The sequence below is a fragment of the Bacteroides faecalis genome (genome assembly GCF_003865075.1).
GTDB classification, from domain to species: Bacteria; Bacteroidota; Bacteroidia; order Bacteroidales; family Bacteroidaceae; genus Bacteroides; species Bacteroides faecalis.
Genome location: NZ_BHWB01000016.1, coordinates 1 through 19,019, shown reverse-complemented (window position 1 = coordinate 19,019; position 19,019 = coordinate 1). Strand labels below are relative to the sequence as shown.

The window sequence follows — 19,019 nt, the reverse complement described above, 5'->3', positions numbered from 1 at the left end:
TTTATTTAGTAGTGACTACTACTTATTATTGTCATCTAAAAGAATCCGTTAGCAATTTTATCTCGATCATTGGTGAGATTCGTTCATACAAAATATTATAAACAGCGTCCAGAATCGGCATATTGACATGATGATGTTTGTTGATCTCCTTGATACACTTTGTACCGTAGTAACCTTCTGCAATCATTTCCATTTCAATTTGCGCACTTTTTACGGAATATCCTTTGCCGATCATAGAACCGAACGTCCGGTTGCGGCTAAAGTTAGAATACCCCGTTACCAGCAAATCTCCCAGATAAACAGAGTCGTCTACATTTCTGTTCAATGGATGAACGGTATTTAGGAAACGATTCATTTCCTGAATGGCATTTGATATTAATACTGCCTGAAAGTTATCTCCGTATTTCAAACCGCTACAAATACCGGCAGCAATCGCATATACGTTTTTCAAAACCGAACTGTATTCTATTCCTGCTACGTCGTCGCTTACAGAAGTCTTGATGAAACTGCTTCCCAGACGGCGACCGAAAATACGGGCCTTGTCTTTATCCGGGCAAGCAATAGTTAGATAAGAAAGGCGTTCAAGTGCTACCTCTTCCGCATGGCATGGTCCTGCCAATACAGCAATATTTTCTGGTGGTACACCATATTCCTTAGTGAAGTATTCCGATACGATTACGTTGTCATCGGGTACGATTCCTTTGATAGCGGTGATAATGAATTTGTCCTTGATCTTCGTCTTCAACTTTTTCAGATGCGCTTTCAGATAAGGAGAGGGGGTGACGAAAATCAGCGTATCCGATTCCTTTACAATATCATTGATATTAGAACTGAAATTGATACGCTTCATGTCAAACTTCACACCTGTCAGATAGGCCGGATTGTGTCCCAATCTCTTAAAATCAGCAATGCGGTCATCTCGTCGCATATACCAATTAATAGAATCTTCCTGAGCCAGACACATCTTTGCGATTGCTGTAGCCCAGCTTCCTCCGCCCATTATCGCTATCTTACCGGGTAGTTTCATTTCTATGAATTAAGAATTTAAGAATGAAGAATGAAGAATTGTGAATGAAAAACCGGAGCGATTCTTCATTCTCAATTCTTCATACTCAATTTATTTAAGTTTATTAATCCATTCGGTTACTTCATTCACGGTTGGATTGGTCAATTCTAGTTTGTACTTTTTATTGATACCGCAAATGTCTTGATGTAGCTTTTGTGGATTAACATCTTTCATGTCTTCTACTGTATTGTAACCGGCTTTCTGGATAACCTGAACCCAGTCTTCTGCGATACCCAGTTCCATATATTTAGCGGCAGAATCTTTCTTTACTACTTTCTCCGGACGCATTTGCGGGAAGAACAATACTTCCTGAATAGTAGTCTGTCCGGTCATTAACATAACCAAACGGTCAATACCTATACCGATACCTGATGTCGGAGGCATACCATATTGCAAAGCACGTAAGAAATCCTGGTCAATAATCATAGCTTCGTCATCTCCCTTGTCTGCCAGACGCATCTGCTCTTTGAAGCGTTCTTCCTGATCGAGCGGATCATTTAACTCAGAATAAGCATTTGCAAGTTCTTTACCATTCACCATAAGTTCGAAACGTTCGGTCAGTCCCGGTTTAGAACGGTGCATCTTAGTCAATGGAGACATTTCAACAGGATAATCGGTAATGAAAGTAGGTTGGATATAAGTTCCTTCACAGAATTCACCAAAGATTTCATCAATCAGTTTACCCTTACCCATGGTCTCGTCAATCTCTTCCATCTTAAGTTCCTTACAGATCTGACGGATCTCTTCTTCGTTTTTGCCATTCAGGTCATATCCGGTTTTTTCTTTAATTGCATCCAAGATAGGAAGGCGGCGATATGGAGCTTTAAAATTGATTGTCTTTCCATCGATAACGCTTTCCGTACTTCCGTTCACAGCAATACAAATACGTTCCAACAGTTTTTCTGTGAAATCCATCATCCAGTTATAGTCCTTATACTGTACGTAAAGTTCCATACAAGTAAATTCCGGATTATGGTTCTTGTCCATACCTTCGTTACGGAAATTCTTTCCTATTTCATATACACCTTCAAAGCCCCCTACGATGAGGCGTTTCAGGTAAAGTTCAGTTGCAATACGCAGATAAAGGTCTACATCTAATGAATTATGGTGAGTGATAAACGGACGTGCACTTGCTCCACCGGCAATAGATTGTAGAATAGGAGTTTCTACTTCCGTATAGCCTGCTTCATCTAACGCTTTACGTATCGTTTTCACTACAGTAGCACGTTTTTCGAATGTTTCTTTAATGCCATCATTAACGATCAGATCAACATAACGTTGGCGGTAGCGGAGTTCCGGATCCTCGAAAGAGTCGTAAGCAACTCCGTCTTTGTATTTTACAATCGGTAGCGGTTTGATGGACTTGGCAAGAACTGTCAGTTTCTTTGCATGGATACTGATCTCACCCATTTGTGTGCGGAACACAAAACCTTCGATACCGATAAAGTCACCTAAGTCGAGCAGGCGTTTGAACACCGAGTTGTACATTTCCTTATCTTCTCCCGGACAGATATCGTCACGTGTGATATACACCTGGATACGTCCTTTAGAATCCTGTAATTCGATGAACGAAGCTTTACCCATCACACGACGGCTCATAATACGACCCGCTACAGAAACCTGGCGCGGTTCTTCTTCGTCTTTGAATTCAGATTTTATGTCTGTAGAGAAAGCATTGGTTACATACTCTGCAGCAGGGTAGGGCTCAACTCCCATTGCACGAAGTTCATTCAAACTATTACGTCGAATGATTTCCTGTTCACTTAGTTCTAATATATTCATTTCGTTACGTATTAACTCAATTTTGGAGGCAAAAATACGAAACTTTTCTTATATATCCTGTAATCTGTCTCTTTTTTGTATCTTTGCAACTTCAAAGTAATAGGTATGACAGGACAAAAGACACCCACTGCGCTGGGTACAGAAAAGATTGGAAAGCTTTTAATGCAGTATGCCATTCCGGCAATTATCGCTATGACGGCGTCTTCTCTTTATAACATGGTAGATAGTATTTTCATTGGGCATGGTGTGGGAGCAATGGCTATTTCCGGATTGGCTTTAACCTTTCCGCTAATGAATCTTGCCGCAGCTTTCGGTTCATTGGTAGGGGTAGGAGCAGCCACATTGGTTTCGGTGAAACTGGGGCAGAAAGATTATGACACTGCCCAACGGGTGTTAGGAAATGTGTTAGTTTTGAATATTATTATAGGATTGGCATTTACCATACTGGCTCTTATCTTCCTAGATCCGATTCTTTATTTCTTTGGTGGAAGCGAGGCTACTGTTGGATATGCACGCGATTATATGGTGGTGATATTACTTGGTAACGTAGTCACACATCTTTATCTGGGATTAAATGCTGTATTGCGTTCTGCCGGCCATCCGCAGCAGGCAATGTATGCGACGATTGCTACAGTAGTCATTAATACCATTCTCGATCCTATTTTTATTTATGGTTTCGGTTGGGGAATACAAGGGGCAGCTATTGCAACTATTGCAGCGCAGGTGATTGCATTAATCTGGCAGTTTAAGTTATTCAGTAATAAAGAAGAGCTATTGCATTTTCATCGGGGGATCTTTCGGTTGAAAAAGAAAATTGTATTTGATTCTTTGGCGATAGGTATGGCTCCTTTTTTAATGAATCTGGCTGCCTGTTTTATCGTTATTCTTATCAATAAAGGACTGAAACAATATGGAGGAGACTTGGCTATCGGAGCTTTTGGGATAGTTAATCGTCTTGTTTTTCTGTTTGTTATGATTGTAATGGGATTGAATCAGGGAATGCAACCAATCGCAGGATATAATTTTGGTGCCCAACGATACACTCGTGTGACTCAAGTGTTGAAAATTACCATATATGCAGCAACGGCTGTCACGACTATTGGTTTCCTGATGGGTATGCTAATCCCCGATCTGGCGGTTTCAATATTTACGACGGATGAAGAACTGGTTCGGATTTCTTCCAAAGGATTACGTATTGTGGTGATGTTCTTTCCTATTGTCGGCTTTCAGATGGTTACTTCCAATTTCTTTCAGAGTATAGGTATGGCAAGTAAGGCTATTTTCCTCTCTATTTCTCGTCAGGTTCTTATTCTGATTCCTTGTTTATTGATTCTACCACATTTCTATGGGCAGGAAGGTGTTTGGATGAGTATGCCTATTTCCGATTTGATAGCGAGTTTGATTGCTGCTACAATGCTTTGGTGGCAATTTCGTCAATTCAAGAAAGCGACAGAATAAATCTAATAATATTGTGATAAATATTCCGGGCATTCCTAAGGAATGTCCAGAATATTAGTTATGATTTTGACTTGCAGAGGGTTAAAGGTACGTGTACGAGTATTGTAACCGGTTGCTATGAGTTGGGTGTATAATTCATTGTTCATTTTGATCCACTTGGTAAACATTCTGATTGCGCAACGGGGAGTAATGTTCGGATTGTAAAGACAGGCTAATTCTTTTTTCTTATAAGTTTTGATAATAAACGGTTTTTCTTCTTCCTCATATTCATAAATTGCTGAATTCATATTGATTTTTGTTTAAGTTAATAGACAATAAAGATACAACATTTTTAAGGTGTTGTCAAGTGTTTGACGATATACTTTGGAAACAGTATCCATCCGAAGATAGATACTGTTTTTCCATAGCAGATTGATTACAGAGTCGGGTCAGGAGATTCTCCGTTGTCATCCCCCGGATTAGGCATTGGATCAGGTTCTTCAGGGATCAAAGTTCCGTCATTAGAAGTTACCAACTTTTGAATACTGACTTTATTCAACATATCTTTGAATTTATATCCCGGAGTGAAAACGATTCTTACCCTGCGAATGGTATCGCTATCCACCTCTTTTGCGGTATCCTGACTATCGCAATTCATTCCAGGACGGAAACAACCGAAATCGCCCAGCTGAACGGATATTCCTTTATTCAGATTCATGTTCAAGGTATCAATGAGCGCATCGAGCACGAATTTGACTGCCCCACTGGGGACTAATCCTATTTTTGTGATTTCATCGCACAGGGTTTTAAAATCCACCGTATTGGTGATCACATTTTGAGCTACATACTTTTCGGTTTTAGTTTTATCAAAACCGAATGTTCTTTTTTTAATAACGTATTTTAATGACATAATCTTGTTTTTTTAGATGAATACTTTTAATTAACATATCTCTTTGTGATCACGATGCAAAGATATAACAGTCGGTTACAGGAGAGGTGCTTTAATGACGTTCATTGAACGATAACAAATTTATGATTTTCTAAAGCGTTGATTCATAGTGAGATAATTTATACCTTTATATATACACTTAATTTTTCTACTCCTTCTCGTCGGATAATTCCTTCTGTAATGAATGAATTCAGTTCTATGATGGCGACTTTTTTATTTCTTCCCGTCATAAGGCAGTAGTCTGTCCGGCTGATGAATAAATGAGTTGCCAAATATAGATTAAGGCGTGTTAGACAGGTTTCACGTGAGATACTGTTTTTCTTTGGGCGTATAGGAGATTCTCCTCGTTGCAATCTCATTTTGTCACTTACTTCTTTTTTGAATGAACGACTCGCACGAAGATGAATGTTTTTCATTTTGATGGAAGTGGAACGGACTTCTTTTTTATCGTTGATGGGAGGACATTGCAATGAGGTAGAAAGGAAACCGAAGTTACCGATCTCTACTGTCCATCCTTCAGCTAGTAAGTCACGTGCCTCGTTGGAAAAGGCTTCCATTGCACCGGTTAGTAAACTGCGGCTGATACCTGTAAATTTATGGACGCGGTCCAAAAACTCTTCTTTGTCTACAGTTCCTTTGGAGACAATACGGGCATGTAGCGGTTGTTTCTCGTCTTTGTTAGGATTGGGAGTATCAAAAAGGTCATATATTGCACTCATATGCTATAGTTTATTGTTTTTTTAGTTAATGGTGGTTCGTTCCACAGCTGTCTCCTTTTCGTTCCACAGTTGTTTTCCTTTAGTTCCACATCTGTTGCTGTTTCGTTCCATAACTATGGAACGAAACAACTTCTGCAACAAAAGTAGATAATTTACCTAGTGAAGGAGTGCTTTAATGATTGTAACAATTTATGAGAATCTTCTCATAATTGTAACAAGATCCGCAAGGTAGATCTTGACATATGCACTATTTATCATAAGAGTGGTCAAAGCGCATCTGAATCTTGCTGTACTTGTCTATTGTGAGGTTTTGAACCGTTGATTAATTCAGCGAACCCTATGTACAGAAAGTGGTATTATTTTGGAAATCCTAGTTAAATTCTCATCCCAGTCGTACATCATGGTGTGCCAATTTATTAACCTTTATATTCAAGATGATAATAATTGCCAATTCAGTTGATGAAAGAGTTATTGCCTATTGCTTAATAAAGGCCGAATTATTCAGTATTCTTAAAATTCAGCATTTTCCTCAATAACGTTTTTTCCTTTGTAACAATGGAAGCAGTGCCCGATATTGTTTTGATCAATGGCAACTCTTTTCCGTAATTGGTAATCAATCCTCGTGGCATTGATATTTTAAGGATATACCTTCCTTTCGAGTCTGGAACAGGTGATATGGAGATAACTTTCCCTTCTATGAAACCAAATTCCTGTTCGGGAAAAGCAGGTAATCGGATGATGGCACGTTGTCCGATTTTTACTTTTCCAATGCCATCCATAGGTAACGAGCGAAATATTAATGCGAGTATTCATGTGTAGTACAATCCAGTTCCGGATAAATCCGACCGATAGCTGTGAGACTGATACCACCAATTGGGCAATTAAGATTAGAGTGATAAAGTTCAGGTTACCGTCGCGGATGCCCATATCTACTAGTGACTGTGTAAGGAAAGTGTGTTTCAAACTCCGGTGTAGGCATAAGGGCGAGAGTCGTTCTTTTTTCTTCTCCTCCCTCTTTTGTCGAAAACCAACATTTCTCGAATTCCTTTTGAGAGTAGGTTACCAATTGCGAAGCGGGGTCGGCAATGTAAAATCGATATCCTTCCTTTTTTTTCGTATCTTGTAACAGACCACAAAGTGGTTTTGGTTCCAATGCAGTATGCAGGGTAACGGGACATCCTCCAAAAGTTGCTTTAAAGAGATTCGTACACCGGATGTACGGAATCCGATTGATTCGGCAGCATCGCCGATACATAGCATCGATACCCCTTCGCGTGTAATGAACGAACGGGCACGTAAAGTTTCAATCGAAAATGTCTTTCCGTAGTATTTAGCTATCATCCGCAAGCAGGTAGGACCACAGTTTATGGTGTTAAATTGTAAATAATTTGAAAAAATATTGATGTGCTTCATATTGAATATTAGAATTGTTGATTATTTAATTGGGAACAAAAATAAGTGTTTATTTGAAATACTGGACGTGTTCTTTGAATAAAAAATAAATTCTATCATTTTTGACAAATTATTCTTTGTTTTTGCATGAGTTTGATTGTAGAGATTCTTTCAGATGAAACATATCATTGATGTGAACTTTATATATGAAGCAATCTATAAATAATATAATTTTATATTGAATTTATAATAAACCAGTTTTAGCAAATGATGGATTATTAAAATTAGTTAATTTTAAAAATAATTTTTATTTCTGAATAATTTACTTTAATATTGCAATAAGTAACAATAATATCAATATTAATGAAAACATTGCCTGAAAAATTGAAAGGAATCATAGACAACCAAATATTATATGGAAGTTTTGGTACCAATCAAAGCCTGTTGAATGGAAGAATGGGACTTTCCCTCTTTTTCTTTCATTGTTCACGTTTTCTTCATAATCGTTTCTATGAAGATTTTGCTGGAGAATTACTGGAGGATATTTGTATGCATCTGCCTTTTGATCTAGCTGTCGATTTTGCCGATGGTCTTTGTGGTATCGGATGGGCAGTGGAGTATATGGGGCGACAGGGATTTATAGAGGGAGACACTGACGAAATTCTGGAAGAGATAGACGCCAAAATAATGGAGCGCGACTTGAGACGTACGACAGATACTTCGTTTGAACACGGATTGGAAGGAATCGTGTCTTACGTACGAGCTCGTCTCGATTCTCCGGGAAGGGAGTCGGATAAACTACCTTTCGATACCGATTATTTGGAAGATCTGAAGAATGCGTGCCAAAGAACAGGTGTCGATTGGCAATCGGAAGATTATATACCGGAGACGGTGTGGAAACGAGTGGTTGACTGGTGGCAGCAGGCAGCCGCCACAACCGAAGTCTACAGTTGGAAACATGGCATACTTTTACTTGAAACACATCAAAATATGTGATAAATTATTAACCTGAAGAACACCATGAATAAAACAATAAAAGTCAGTATCTTGATACCCGCTTATAATGCGGAAGCCTACATCGATGAATGTTTGATCTCTGTTCGGCAGCAGACATTGAAAGAGGTCGAGATTATTGTGGCAGATGATGGTTCTACTGATGCCACGTTGCAACATATCGAACGTCATGCGGCAATTGATGCTCGTATCCGATTATTACATTTACCTCACCAGGGTGTTTCACCTACTCGAAACGCTTTGCTAGAAGCGGCAAAGGGCGTTTATGTCGGGATCTTAGACAGTGACGATACAGTGGCACCTGATGCATTTGAACAACTTTACCATCGAGCGGAAACTTGTCATGCGGATATGGTAATTGGTAGTATACGTTATTGCAATGAAGATGGCACCTCTTACCGGATGGGCGACCGTTCGCATACATTTCCCACTCAGACTGAGGTATACAGCGGCAAAGAGTGTTTCTGTCGGCTGATAGAGAACGGAGAATATATTCCGATGACTTACAGCAGTTTGTATCGTTGTTCGCTGATCGAAGAACATGGATTACATTTTGAAGGAACTACTCACGACGATGAATTTTTCACTCCCTATGCTTTTTATGCTGCCGAACAAGTGGCATACTATCCGGGCGATTTTTATTTCTATCGTTTGCACGATGCTTCGATGATGCATGTGACGGAGCGTTTTCGCGAACGGGCGGCATCACTATACCTTATTGCCGGGCAATTGGGGTTGTTTATCGACGAGCAGTTGGTAGAAGAAGAGGTGAAACGAGCTTACCATTCGCTTGTTGACGATTTACAAAGGCGGTCACAGCGAGTCTATGAGCAGGCATTAGCTGTCTCCACCCGTCATTGTTTGTGGATCATCTCAGGTGAAAGTACGGCAAACCAATATGGAGTGGGAACATATGTTAATCAACTTGCAAACTGTTTTGATCGTGATATGTGGGATGTCCATGTGGTTATTCTCTATGCTCATCAGCAACAGAATGTAAAGTGGAGATACGAAAATGGTATTGCCACTTATGACATACCTACTCCTTATGAATTTCAAACCGGATGGACAAAGAGTAAAGAAAAGCAGTATCTTCGAAACGTATTCTATTATATAGCTTCGCGCATTCCAACTGAACGGGCGGTGTATTGCCATTTCAATTTCACTAATCATTATGAACTGGCAATGCTGTTTCGAGAAAAAATTCAGGCTAAAATATTGTTTACCTTACACTATACGGAGTGGAGTTTCAGTCTGTTGGGCGACCGGCAAAAGATGGATCAGATCTTGGCGGAGCCGAAGACACAGTGTCAAAAACTAATTGTTAGCCAATTTGAGGCAGAGAAAAAATTCATGACCGATTGTTGTGATAAGATCATTGCCATCGCCCGTCATTCTTACAAAATGCTGCGGGAACTATATGGAATTCCGGAAACACAAATAGCCTTTATCCCCAACGGCTTACAGGATACTTATGTTGAGCGTAGCCACGAGGAACGGGATGCATTGCGTACAAAATATGGCTTTGGCAAGCAGGAACGGTTGATTATTTCTGCCGGTCGGCTCGCACCTGTGAAAGGGGTGACGGAGCTTGTGGAGGCTTTCGGAAAGATCTGCAACTTGTTCCCACAGTTCAGACTCATTGTGGCAGGTAGCGGAAACATCATGGGCTGTTTGGAGAAAGCTAATCCTTTCTGGTCGCAGGTGACATTTACCGGCTTCATTCCTAAAAAACAACTGTTTGAACTTTATGCTATTGCCGAGTTTGGTATTGTACCTTCTATTCATGAGGAGTTTGGTTATGTAGCGATAGAGATGATGATGAATAAACTCCCGGTATTGGTGCATCAGACTACCGGGTTGCGAGAGATTGTGGCAGACGGAGCATTCGGAGCAATGTTTCGTTTCGATAATATGCATAAGGTAGAGTCGTTACAGGCTGCTTTAGAGGCATTGTTGTCCGGAAAATATTCCCTCGGTAACTTGGAAGTTGGTAGAGAACGAATGCTCAACTGTTACTCGTTGGAGGATTTTCAAGAACGTATAGGAACGGTTTATCACAGTGTCAATGCTTTATAAGGTTATTATATTTTCTTTTATAATACCGTGCAGATGAGTTGTACGGTTAATTCTAATTATTAATTTAAATTTTATTATTTATGAAATTAAACAAGATTTCGTTGCAAAATCTCAGCCAAGCTGAGATGACGAAGAAAGAACAGAGCCAGATTCGTGGAGGAGGAAGTGACAAGCTTTGTCCTTGTGCAGGTACTTGTGCGTGCACAGGTTATGTTGTCTCAGGCAGTAATTATTATGATTATACAGGGACCAATATGATTGGACTGGATTTTGATGAAGTAGGTGTGATAGGACGAAGTAACAAGGCTACAGGTTACTCTTATTAATTGTTGGTAATTATCCCTAATGTAGCATGTTTGTAGTTAAATGTTTAGGGAGGATTTAATTTCGTCTATGGGGGTATGTAGATTCATACCCCCATAGTCTAAAAGCAAGTAAATATGTATAGATCAATAAACGTAAGTATATTAGGAATTATTCTCTTGTTATTACTCTCATGCACTGGCCCTTCTACTCATTCATTATCCAATGAGTTGATAGAGATAGATGTCAAAAAGGAATATCCTAAGAAAGATATTGTATTGAATGATATAGCGGAAATTACTTATATTCCGTTGGAAACCAATGACAGTTCAGTGATTCATCCTAGCTTTGAAATAAGTCTGTCCACTGATACAATAATTACGGGTGATTATTTCCAATCAAAACTCTTTTTCTTCAATAAGAAAGGAGATTATTTAGGAGGTTTTAAACGTTGCTGTGGGCAAAGTGGAACAGAATATCATAGTCTAAATCTATTCACTGTTGATTATACTCAACAGGAGTTGTATGTTTATGATGATTTCTTTCTTTCTTACATATTATATGATTTCTCAGGAAATTTTAAACGGAGAATAAAATTGCCAAAACAAGTGTGGCTTAGACATTTATATGTTTATGATGATAAGAACTTGATAGGGTACAGTAAATGGTCATGGCATGGAAAATTTGATGGGAAAAGCGATGTCGTCGAAGAAAATCCCTATTATTTTATTGATAAACAGACTGGAGTTATGAGTCCGGTTCCTATTACGATAAAAAAGCGTATTTCTGATGATGTAAAGTTTCGTGATGAGAAAACAGGTGAGAGTATGTTAACCTCACTTTATATGAATCCTATGTTAAAGACAAAAGATGGTTTTATTATTGCGGACCCTTCGTTGGATACGGTATATCATTTTGTGAATGATGTACTAACTCCGGTGACGGTTTTCAAGAATAGAGATATGGAGGAAAATCTGGTGGATTTACATTCGGTTATATTTTACAGTGACCGTTATCTGTTGTTGGAAGTTCAAAAGAAGGAGGTGGATTATGCTCGCAAAACCTTGGTCGAGCATCCTAATCATTTCTTATTTTGTGACAGGGAAACACAAGAAATATGTGAGGCAACGCTATATATATCTGATAAAACATCAAAATTAAAAATTGATTCATATGATGTTTCAGAGATACCGGATAATATGTTTGTGAGTCTTTTTACTGCCGGTTATTTGAAATGGCTTCTTGAACAAGGTACTTTGAAAGGGGAGCTGAAAAAGATTGCAGAAAATTTGGATGAAGAAGCGAACTCGGTGATGATGATTGCTAAGTTTAAACAATAATTTTAAATTTATATATATGAAAGTTTTCAGCAGTGATGGACATAGTTCGTTGATCATGTGTATCTTAATATATGTCTTTTACAGTAGAGGTACCTTGAATATTTTAAGGAAGGAATATATTATCGACAATGTGCATGAGGTTGAGTCGCTGGCTGTTTTAGAAGCATTATTGTATTTTCTTTTATAATAATATCGAACGGATAAGCTGTGCGATTAATCTAAATTATTAATTTAAATTTTATTGTTTATGAAGTTAAGTAAAATTTTGTTGCAAAATTTCAGCCAAGCTGAGATGACGAAAAAAAATATGTATAGATCAATAAATATAAGTATATTAGGAATTATTTTTTTGATGCTATTATTCTCATGCACTGGTTCTTCTACTCATGCATTATCCAATGGGTTGATAGAGATAGATGTCAAGAAGGAATATCCTAAGAAAGATATTGTATTGAATGATATAGCGGAAATTACTTATATTCCGTTGGAAACCAATGACAGTTCAGTGATTCATCCTAGCTTTGAAATGAGTCTGTCCACTGATACAATAATTACGGGTGATTATTTCCAATCAAAACTCTTTTTCTTCAATAAAAAAGGAAGTTACTTGGGCGGTTTTAAGCGTTGTTGCGGTCAAAGTGGAGAAGAATATAATAGATTAAGTTTATTCATTGTTGATTATACTCAACAGGAGTTGTATGTTTATGATAGATTCTTTTTTTCTCGCATATTGGTATATGATTTTTCTGGAAATTTTAAACGAAGAATAAAATTGTCAAAACAGGTGTGGCTTAGGCATTTGTATGTTTATGATGATAAGAATTTGATTGGATATAGTAAATGGTCATGGCATGGGAATTTTGATGGGAAAAGCGATGTCGTTGAAGAAAATCCCTATTATTTTATTGATAAACAGACTGGAGCTATGAGTCCGGTTCCTATTACGATAAAAAAGCGTATTTCTGATGATGTAAAGTTTCGTGATGAGAAAACAGGTGAGAGTATGTTAACCTCACTTTATATGAATCCTATGTTAAAGACAAAAGATGGTTTTATTATTGCGGACCCTTCGTTGGATACGGTATATCATTTTGTGAATGATGTACTAACTCCGGTGACGGTTTTCAAGAATAGAGATATGGAGGAAAATCTGGTGGATTTACATTCGGTTATATTTTACAGTGACCGTTATCTGTTGTTGGAAGTTCAAAAGAAGGAGGTGGATTATGCTCGCAAAACCTTGGTCGAGCATCCTAATCATTTCTTATTTTGTGACAGGGAAACACAAGAAATATGTGAGGCAACGCTATATATATCTGATAAAACATCAAAATTAAAAATTGATTCATATGATGTTTCAGAGATACCGGATAATATGTTTGTGAGTCTTTTTACTGCCGGTTATTTGAAATGGCTTCTTGAACAAGGTACTTTGAAAGGGGAGCTGAAAAAGATTGCAGAAAATTTGGATGAAGAAGCGAACTCGGTGATGATGATTGCTAAGTTTAAACAATAATTTTAAATTTATATATATGAGAGTTTCAGCAGATAATATCAGGTACAACTTGAATAATTTATTTCAGTTGGTTTTTGAGGTAACAGATATGTGTAATCTTCGTTGCAAATATTGTGGTTATGCAGATTTGTATGAAGGGTATGATGAACGTGAGAATCTGAAGTTTCCTTTTCAAAGGGCTAAATTGATTATAGATTATCTTTATTCATTGTGGAGTAAAAACCAATGTGAAAATATAGCTCAGCCTATTATAGTCGGTTTTTATGGCGGAGAGCCTTTGCTCAATGTTTCTTTTATTCAGGAGGTGATTGCGTATATTGAAAGTTTAAAACCTGTGGGTAAAGTATTTCGTTATAATATGACGACTAATGCAATATTGTTAGATAAATATATGGATTTTTTAGTAGAGAAAAAATTCAATCTTTTGATTAGCTTAGACGGAAATAAAGAGGGACAAGGGTATCGGGTAGATGCAGCTGGATATAATTCATTTGATCGTGTGTATTCTAATGTCTGTCTTTTGCGAGAGAGATATCCTGAGTATTTTAAGGAATATGTGATGTTTAATTTATAGTTTCATAAAAGGTACATTTGGAAAGGAACCTATCATTTCTCCCTTGAATGGATCAGGGATTCGTAAAGATAAATTAGAAAACTTCTTTCAGACTTATCGGAATTATGCAGAAAGTATTCAAGAGGCATCCAACTGTGAAGCTTTTAAAAATGAACTATTTATTCGGAATCCGGAAACGAGACAATTACTGGATTATATTTATCAAAGGTCAGATAATGTGTTCATTTCATATAATGAATTACTTTTTCCAATTAATCAGTCAGGCGAAATCACATCTGGAACTTGTACACCTTTCTCCAAAAAAATGTTTGTAACGGTGAAAGGTAAGATTTTGCAGTGTGAACGTATTAATCATGAATTTGCTTTAGGGCAGGTAACCGATAGTGATGTGGAACTGGATTTAGAAAAGGCTGCACAACAGCATAACGATTATGTGTCTCGGTATATGCGTCAGTGTAAAAGTTGTGGTCACCGTAAGGCTTGTGTTCAATGTGTTTACCAGATAGATGACATACACGAGGCGACAAGCCAATGTCGCAGTTATTGTTCGGATAGACAGATAGAGCAAGCGGATGCACGTAGCTTAGCCTATTTAGATCAGCATCCGGAACTTTATAGAAGAATATTAAAAGAAGTATCTGTAAGAGGATAAATACAATGAAGAAATATTGGTTGGTTTTGTCTCCGAATACCTTTATGTGGTTGAAAGGAGAGGAAGGACTGCTGTATCATGCAGTCAGTCACGCACAAGTCTCTTTTAAGAATGTGGGAGCATTGCGGTTATTGGCGGAGTGGGTAAATGATATCGACAACCTGTATCGGGTGGAGTTAACGGAAGAGACGTTGCGACAACCGGAGGTGAACGAGTGGATTCGACAAGTGGTAGACAAGGAATGCGGTAAACTGGTGGAGAATGATGGTGTTAACAATCGCCCTGTGTCACTGAAACCTGTACTGAAATTGCAAGACGGAGTGCAGTATTATGAGTGGTTACATCGGCAAGGCACTGATGGGAGTGTGATAAAGAACTTACACAACATGGTGTTTTATCTGAATGGGAGTCCGTTCGGAGACGAATGGCTGCATAGGCAATTAGTATATCCGTCGACAACTGAAACTGTTGCAGACTGGATGCGGATCGTGCAATTTGCTCAGAATGCCCGGCAGTCGCCGTATCTTTCGGAAATCTCGTTGGTGGGCAATCTGTTCTCTATTCCTCAGTTGTCAGAAGAGGTGGAGGCGTTACAGACGATCTGTCCGGTAATGCTTTATGTCACTGTTGAAGATGTGTTGTATGCCTTACCACAAGTGAAAGAATGGGCAGATAGGCAGGCAATCCGAATACTGGTGAAGGATTATGTAGCCTTAAAAACGCTGCTTGATGCGAGTGAATGGAGTACTGGCTTACAGTTTACCTTGATTGTCACTTCCATACAGACATACGAAAATGCAACAGAGATCGTGGAGACTTATGGTCTGGAGCATGCAGAGTTAATTCCCGCATTCAAAGGCGACAATCGCTCATTTTTTGAGGAGAATCTATATATGGATGTGGAGGAATTGGCAGAAATCGCTTTGTCAAAGCGGGACATCTTTATACGTCAGACACTCAATATTGCTGACTTTGGTAAGCTGTATATAGAACCGGATGGTAAGGTGTATGCTAATCTGAACGATAAATCGATAGGTATGATTGACGATTCCCCTCATGATCTAGTGTATCGGGAATTGACAGAAGGGAACGCATGGTTACATATTCGCAATGAAGAACCCTGCCAAGAGTGTGTCTATCAGTGGTTGTGTCCATCGCCTTCTAATTATGAACGGGTGATTGGTAAACCGAATCTTTGTACAAAGATTAAAAAATAATATTTGTTGTATGAGTATGGAAGACAATCGGGTGCTCTTTTCAGTCATTATGCTGTCATTTGAATTTCCGGAGATAAAAAAAGGAACAAAAGCTACACTCTCTGATATTACTGCTCGTCCTGAATATAATATTTTAAACAAGCAGGTAGCTATTGCTGAATAACAGGTGGATTGAACCGTAGCGAACTCTTGCTTAAGGTCAGGGTGAAGGACAGTTGGGACAGTTACAATGATCTTATGGTAGTAATTCCGGACAGCCTTCAGGCATGCCCAGAATTACTACTAATTAAAATGAGCTCTCAAAAAAAGTATTTTATTTTTTGATTTGATAAACTCTCACATCCTGTGGCGGAACAGAATACTGAAGACCTTTATGATTAGAAATAACAGGAGCAGAGGTCCATAATTCTTTTCCTTCAATGTGTTTATTTGGGGAGTATCCGATTCTTCTCATGTCCAAACAACCTTCCTTTGCAGTGGTTATGTCGAAATTGAAAATGGCGATATAAGTATAATTGTCGGTTTGCATCATATACATGCTTTCAGCTTTTTCCGGACTTTGTGCCATATATCCTTCTACTGGATAAAAGGATTTTCCCAATCGGACAATCTCGTTAATCTCTTTGTTAGTGACCAAGGATTCTGCTTTTCTTCGGGCTTCTTCATTTCCTGGTATTAAGCCTTTGGAACTGAAATTATCTCCTAACATGTATATTCCGGTGATGACGGCAGAAGTAATTCTTGCACGATTGGCTCCTTCTTTATAATTCTCGGCTTCTTCCGGTTTGTATAATAGAATATGATCTGCATCGTTAAACGTGTATACACGATCAAGCCACCAGCCGAAAGACAGGCTATTGAGCATGTAGTTTGTAGTTCCCCAACCTTGCTCGCTCATCGCTCCCCAAGTGTCGCAACTGATTCTACGGGAATTTCCGTATTGAGCGGGGAAAACTGGAGCAATGGATAGAGCCATGAACATATCATTTCCACATAATTCAGATAAGTATTTCATCCCTTCATTGTATGCTTGCGTACCCGTAGTAACATCGGGATTATAGAATGAATCGGCTTCTAAAGTTCCATTATTGATAAAATCTAGTTTTATATAGGTATATCCCCATCTTTTAAATTTCTCTATGTAATGCTTCATCCGTAACTTCGTTCCCGGATGGGTAGGATCTACTGCCAATGATTCTATTTTACGAGGCTTTCCATTTGCATACAGGTAGATGTCTTTGTATTTCCATTGTTGGTCGGTTCCTTCTACGAAACCATCCGCATTACCAAACCAGTCGGAAAAAGGACACCAATAGATCCCGGCTTTCTGACCATTCTCTTTGCAATGTCGGGCAAAAGCTATTAATTGTTCTTCATTGAAATTATCCCAGAAAGAATCCAGTCCGATATAAACGGTATTGTCATTCTCAAAACTATTGGGTTGTAACTCTTGTTTGATGAAATCGGCAACATCAACAGCTCCCTGGTAATTTACCTTTGTAGCCATGGCGGCCCAACTGTTCCATCCGAAAGGAGTTCCCGAATTCCATTGACGGGGAGGAGTAATTGTTGCATTCATTTCTCCGAATTCTTCCATTCCTTTTCGCCAGTCATTGAAATAGCCTACAAATATTTTGGGTGATTTCAGTCTTGTTCCCCGAACACTTCCATGTTCTTTAGAAGGACGGTCCGGTCGATCGCTAATATCACGGGTTTAGTTCATGAGTCACCCCTCCAAAACATTCAAGATGATGTAATGTATCGGTTATTTTCTCCTTTGATAACGGATACCTGTTTTCCAAGTATCATGTTCTACGAATACCGATCACTAATCCATTTCTGCTGATTCCATTGAATATCGCGGTTGCTTCAAAGGAGAATACCTTCCTCTTTTAATGGAGTGGATAAGTAACTTACGAAAGCGTCATTGTCATATGGCCACGACAATACTCTATTGGTGGAGTCCTGTGGTAAAAAAGAGTTTTTCTCCGAGGTATATACGGGAGGAGCTATATAATTATTGCTATCTTTCGTGTGCAGAGCGGAGGCCTGGCTTCCGTAAGAAAATATTCATGTCTGGGTAGAAATAGTAATTGTTCTATCTTGATATTGGATAAAGGACCGTCAGCTGTAGATGATTGTGGATTTCTTCCTTTTCCACCTTATCGCCTAATTTTCTCTTACTGGATTTCTATGGTTTTGAAAATCACAGCTTCTGATCTTGTTGTGTTTACTTTTGCTTTTACGTAGGGCCTTTCAGTATATTTTGTCCTTTGTAACTATAATCTATAGTATGAGTGGAGGGGACTGGTGAAGAGATTCCCAGGATTACTTTTGATTTTCTTATTTGCTCCTTGAATGTAAGATGGAAAATATTAACAGTAGTCAGACTGATTTTAAATAATCTGAAATTGGTGAAGGGAATGGGAAATTTACTCATAGTCGTATTCAATTTAAGAAGTGATTATTTAGATCTAATTTAGGTGTGCCTATAGTGGGAAAAAGCTGTTTACAAAGATGCCCGTATCCTGCTTAGTGATTGAGGAGTTATCCATAGTAAGATGCAACTATATTTTAAAGGTACATATTGCAATAATTCCGGAGTTTCTTTATCAGTGTGAGATATAACGTTCTTTTGCTCGTGGACTCTCCTGCACTGATCAGCCAGTTTTTCTTGTCCAGAGAAATTGGGTTCAATCAAATTAAGGTCCCAAGTTTGCCAGCTCGATGGAAGAGAAGAAAACAAATTATTCAGCGATGAGCGCAAAAACGCAATAAGCTTGTACTGTCACACATAGCTTCAATATTTGATTAATGAATAGGCATTATCTACGTATCCCCAAACGGAGAAAGTGCTTCTCCTTCAGAGGGCAAACCATATTGTTGTGTCTACTCCGTCGTTATGATAATATCCTCGCCAGATCCTTTCTTTATTAAATAAAGATTACTATTCTTCGTACCTTCCCGTACAATCAATTT

17 protein-coding genes and 2 pseudogenes are annotated in these 19,019 nt (G+C 38.5%); 10 read left to right on the top strand and 9 right to left on the bottom strand.

What is annotated here, in order from left to right:
* Window positions 1-31 precede the first annotated feature (31 nt).
* Complete coding sequence (locus EJF25_RS19545; RefSeq protein WP_025074476.1) at window positions 32-1,027, bottom strand: NAD(P)H-dependent glycerol-3-phosphate dehydrogenase; 996 nt, start codon at window positions 1,025-1,027, stop codon at window positions 32-34.
* Window positions 1,028-1,117: 90 nt separating this feature from the next.
* The gene (gene lysS, locus EJF25_RS19540) at window positions 1,118-2,848 is read right to left on the bottom strand and encodes a lysine--tRNA ligase (protein WP_077153242.1); all 1,731 of its coding nucleotides are present in this window, start codon (window positions 2,846-2,848) and stop codon (window positions 1,118-1,120) included.
* 105 nt (window positions 2,849-2,953) lie between these two features.
* Between lysS and EJF25_RS19535 the strand changes: the two genes are divergently transcribed.
* A complete protein-coding gene (locus EJF25_RS19535; RefSeq protein ID WP_125042350.1) occupies window positions 2,954-4,306 on the top strand; it encodes an MATE family efflux transporter in 1,353 nt (450 codons plus the stop codon).
* 35 nt (window positions 4,307-4,341) lie between these two features.
* Here EJF25_RS19535 and EJF25_RS19530 read toward each other — a convergent pair whose 3' ends face one another.
* From EJF25_RS19530 to EJF25_RS19510, 5 genes and pseudogenes are all read right to left on the bottom strand, one after another.
* A complete protein-coding gene (locus EJF25_RS19530; protein WP_125042349.1) occupies window positions 4,342-4,593 on the bottom strand; it encodes a DUF4248 domain-containing protein in 252 nt (83 codons plus the stop codon).
* A 128-nt stretch (window positions 4,594-4,721) separates the two neighbouring features.
* Window positions 4,722-5,195 carry an HU family DNA-binding protein gene (locus EJF25_RS19525; protein WP_125042348.1) on the bottom strand — a complete coding sequence of 158 codons (474 nt, stop codon included), beginning with the start codon at window positions 5,193-5,195 and terminating at the stop codon, window positions 4,722-4,724.
* Window positions 5,196-5,353: 158 nt separating this feature from the next.
* Window positions 5,354-5,953, bottom strand: coding sequence for an HU family DNA-binding protein (locus tag EJF25_RS19520; protein WP_125042347.1), 600 nt, complete (start codon window positions 5,951-5,953; stop codon window positions 5,354-5,356).
* Between the two features lie 497 nt (window positions 5,954-6,450).
* Complete coding sequence (locus tag EJF25_RS19515; protein ID WP_125042346.1) at window positions 6,451-6,732, bottom strand: beta-barrel domain-containing protein; 282 nt, start codon at window positions 6,730-6,732, stop codon at window positions 6,451-6,453.
* A 1-nt stretch (window position 6,733) separates the two neighbouring features.
* Window positions 6,734-7,366, bottom strand: a pseudogene (locus tag EJF25_RS19510) (cysteine peptidase family C39 domain-containing protein); the annotation flags it as partial.
* A gap of 342 nt (window positions 7,367-7,708) precedes the next feature.
* Here EJF25_RS19510 and EJF25_RS19505 point away from each other — a divergent pair.
* From EJF25_RS19505 to EJF25_RS24960, 9 genes are all read left to right on the top strand, one after another.
* Entirely contained in the window at window positions 7,709-8,341 is a 633-nt protein-coding gene (locus tag EJF25_RS19505; protein ID WP_125042345.1) for a lanthionine synthetase LanC family protein, read from the top strand.
* 24 nt (window positions 8,342-8,365) lie between these two features.
* A complete protein-coding gene (locus EJF25_RS19500) occupies window positions 8,366-10,438 on the top strand; it encodes a glycosyltransferase (protein WP_125042344.1) in 2,073 nt (690 codons plus the stop codon).
* A gap of 80 nt (window positions 10,439-10,518) precedes the next feature.
* Window positions 10,519-10,764 carry a TIGR04149 family rSAM-modified RiPP gene (locus EJF25_RS19495; RefSeq protein WP_125042343.1) on the top strand — a complete coding sequence of 82 codons (246 nt, stop codon included), beginning with the start codon at window positions 10,519-10,521 and terminating at the stop codon, window positions 10,762-10,764.
* Between the two features lie 114 nt (window positions 10,765-10,878).
* Window positions 10,879-12,081, top strand: a complete 1,203-nt coding sequence (locus tag EJF25_RS19490) for a DUF4934 domain-containing protein (protein ID WP_125042342.1) — start codon at window positions 10,879-10,881, stop codon at window positions 12,079-12,081.
* 247 nt (window positions 12,082-12,328) lie between these two features.
* Window positions 12,329-13,597, top strand: coding sequence for a DUF4934 domain-containing protein (locus EJF25_RS19485; protein ID WP_235016875.1), 1,269 nt, complete (start codon window positions 12,329-12,331; stop codon window positions 13,595-13,597).
* Between the two features lie 49 nt (window positions 13,598-13,646).
* Window positions 13,647-14,171, top strand: a complete 525-nt coding sequence (locus EJF25_RS25885; RefSeq protein WP_235016873.1) for a radical SAM protein — start codon at window positions 13,647-13,649, stop codon at window positions 14,169-14,171.
* Between the two features lie 43 nt (window positions 14,172-14,214).
* Complete coding sequence (locus EJF25_RS25880; protein WP_235016872.1) at window positions 14,215-14,823, top strand: hypothetical protein; 609 nt, start codon at window positions 14,215-14,217, stop codon at window positions 14,821-14,823.
* A gap of 5 nt (window positions 14,824-14,828) precedes the next feature.
* Window positions 14,829-16,040, top strand: a complete 1,212-nt coding sequence (locus tag EJF25_RS19475; protein ID WP_125042340.1) for a TIGR04150 pseudo-rSAM protein — start codon at window positions 14,829-14,831, stop codon at window positions 16,038-16,040.
* 10 nt (window positions 16,041-16,050) lie between these two features.
* Complete coding sequence (locus EJF25_RS24960; RefSeq protein WP_160119430.1) at window positions 16,051-16,203, top strand: hypothetical protein; 153 nt, start codon at window positions 16,051-16,053, stop codon at window positions 16,201-16,203.
* Window positions 16,204-16,353: 150 nt separating this feature from the next.
* Here the strand turns inward: EJF25_RS24960 and EJF25_RS19470 are convergent, their stop codons facing one another.
* Window positions 16,354-17,637: an alpha-amylase family protein gene (locus EJF25_RS19470; RefSeq protein ID WP_125042339.1), complete on the bottom strand. Its 1,284-nt coding sequence runs from the start codon at window positions 17,635-17,637 to the stop codon at window positions 16,354-16,356.
* A 912-nt stretch (window positions 17,638-18,549) separates the two neighbouring features.
* A pseudogene (locus tag EJF25_RS26665) lies at window positions 18,550-19,019 on the bottom strand (Crp/Fnr family transcriptional regulator); the annotation flags it as partial.

What these genes read in the sequence shown, in the direction of transcription:
- EJF25_RS19545 (WP_025074476.1), bottom strand. Translation starts at nt 1,027, where the DNA reads ATGAAACTACCCGGTAAGATAGCGATAATGGGCGGAGGAAGCTGGGCT.
- lysS (WP_077153242.1), bottom strand. Translation starts at nt 2,848, where the DNA reads ATGAATATATTAGAACTAAGTGAACAGGAAATCATTCGACGTAATAGT.
- EJF25_RS19535 (WP_125042350.1), top strand. Translation starts at nt 2,954, where the DNA reads ATGACAGGACAAAAGACACCCACTGCGCTGGGTACAGAAAAGATTGGA.
- EJF25_RS19530 (WP_125042349.1), bottom strand. Translation starts at nt 4,593, where the DNA reads ATGAATTCAGCAATTTATGAATATGAGGAAGAAGAAAAACCGTTTATT.
- EJF25_RS19525 (WP_125042348.1), bottom strand. Translation starts at nt 5,195, where the DNA reads ATGTCATTAAAATACGTTATTAAAAAAAGAACATTCGGTTTTGATAAA.
- EJF25_RS19520 (WP_125042347.1), bottom strand. Translation starts at nt 5,953, where the DNA reads ATGAGTGCAATATATGACCTTTTTGATACTCCCAATCCTAACAAAGAC.
- EJF25_RS19515 (WP_125042346.1), bottom strand. Translation starts at nt 6,732, where the DNA reads ATGGATGGCATTGGAAAAGTAAAAATCGGACAACGTGCCATCATCCGA.
- EJF25_RS19505 (WP_125042345.1), top strand. Translation starts at nt 7,709, where the DNA reads ATGAAAACATTGCCTGAAAAATTGAAAGGAATCATAGACAACCAAATA.
- EJF25_RS19500 (WP_125042344.1), top strand. Translation starts at nt 8,366, where the DNA reads ATGAATAAAACAATAAAAGTCAGTATCTTGATACCCGCTTATAATGCG.
- EJF25_RS19495 (WP_125042343.1), top strand. Translation starts at nt 10,519, where the DNA reads ATGAAATTAAACAAGATTTCGTTGCAAAATCTCAGCCAAGCTGAGATG.
- EJF25_RS19490 (WP_125042342.1), top strand. Translation starts at nt 10,879, where the DNA reads ATGTATAGATCAATAAACGTAAGTATATTAGGAATTATTCTCTTGTTA.
- EJF25_RS19485 (WP_235016875.1), top strand. Translation starts at nt 12,329, where the DNA reads ATGAAGTTAAGTAAAATTTTGTTGCAAAATTTCAGCCAAGCTGAGATG.
- EJF25_RS19475 (WP_125042340.1), top strand. Translation starts at nt 14,829, where the DNA reads ATGAAGAAATATTGGTTGGTTTTGTCTCCGAATACCTTTATGTGGTTG.
- EJF25_RS24960 (WP_160119430.1), top strand. Translation starts at nt 16,051, where the DNA reads ATGAGTATGGAAGACAATCGGGTGCTCTTTTCAGTCATTATGCTGTCA.
- EJF25_RS19470 (WP_125042339.1), bottom strand. Translation starts at nt 17,637, where the DNA reads ATGGAAGAATTCGGAGAAATGAATGCAACAATTACTCCTCCCCGTCAA.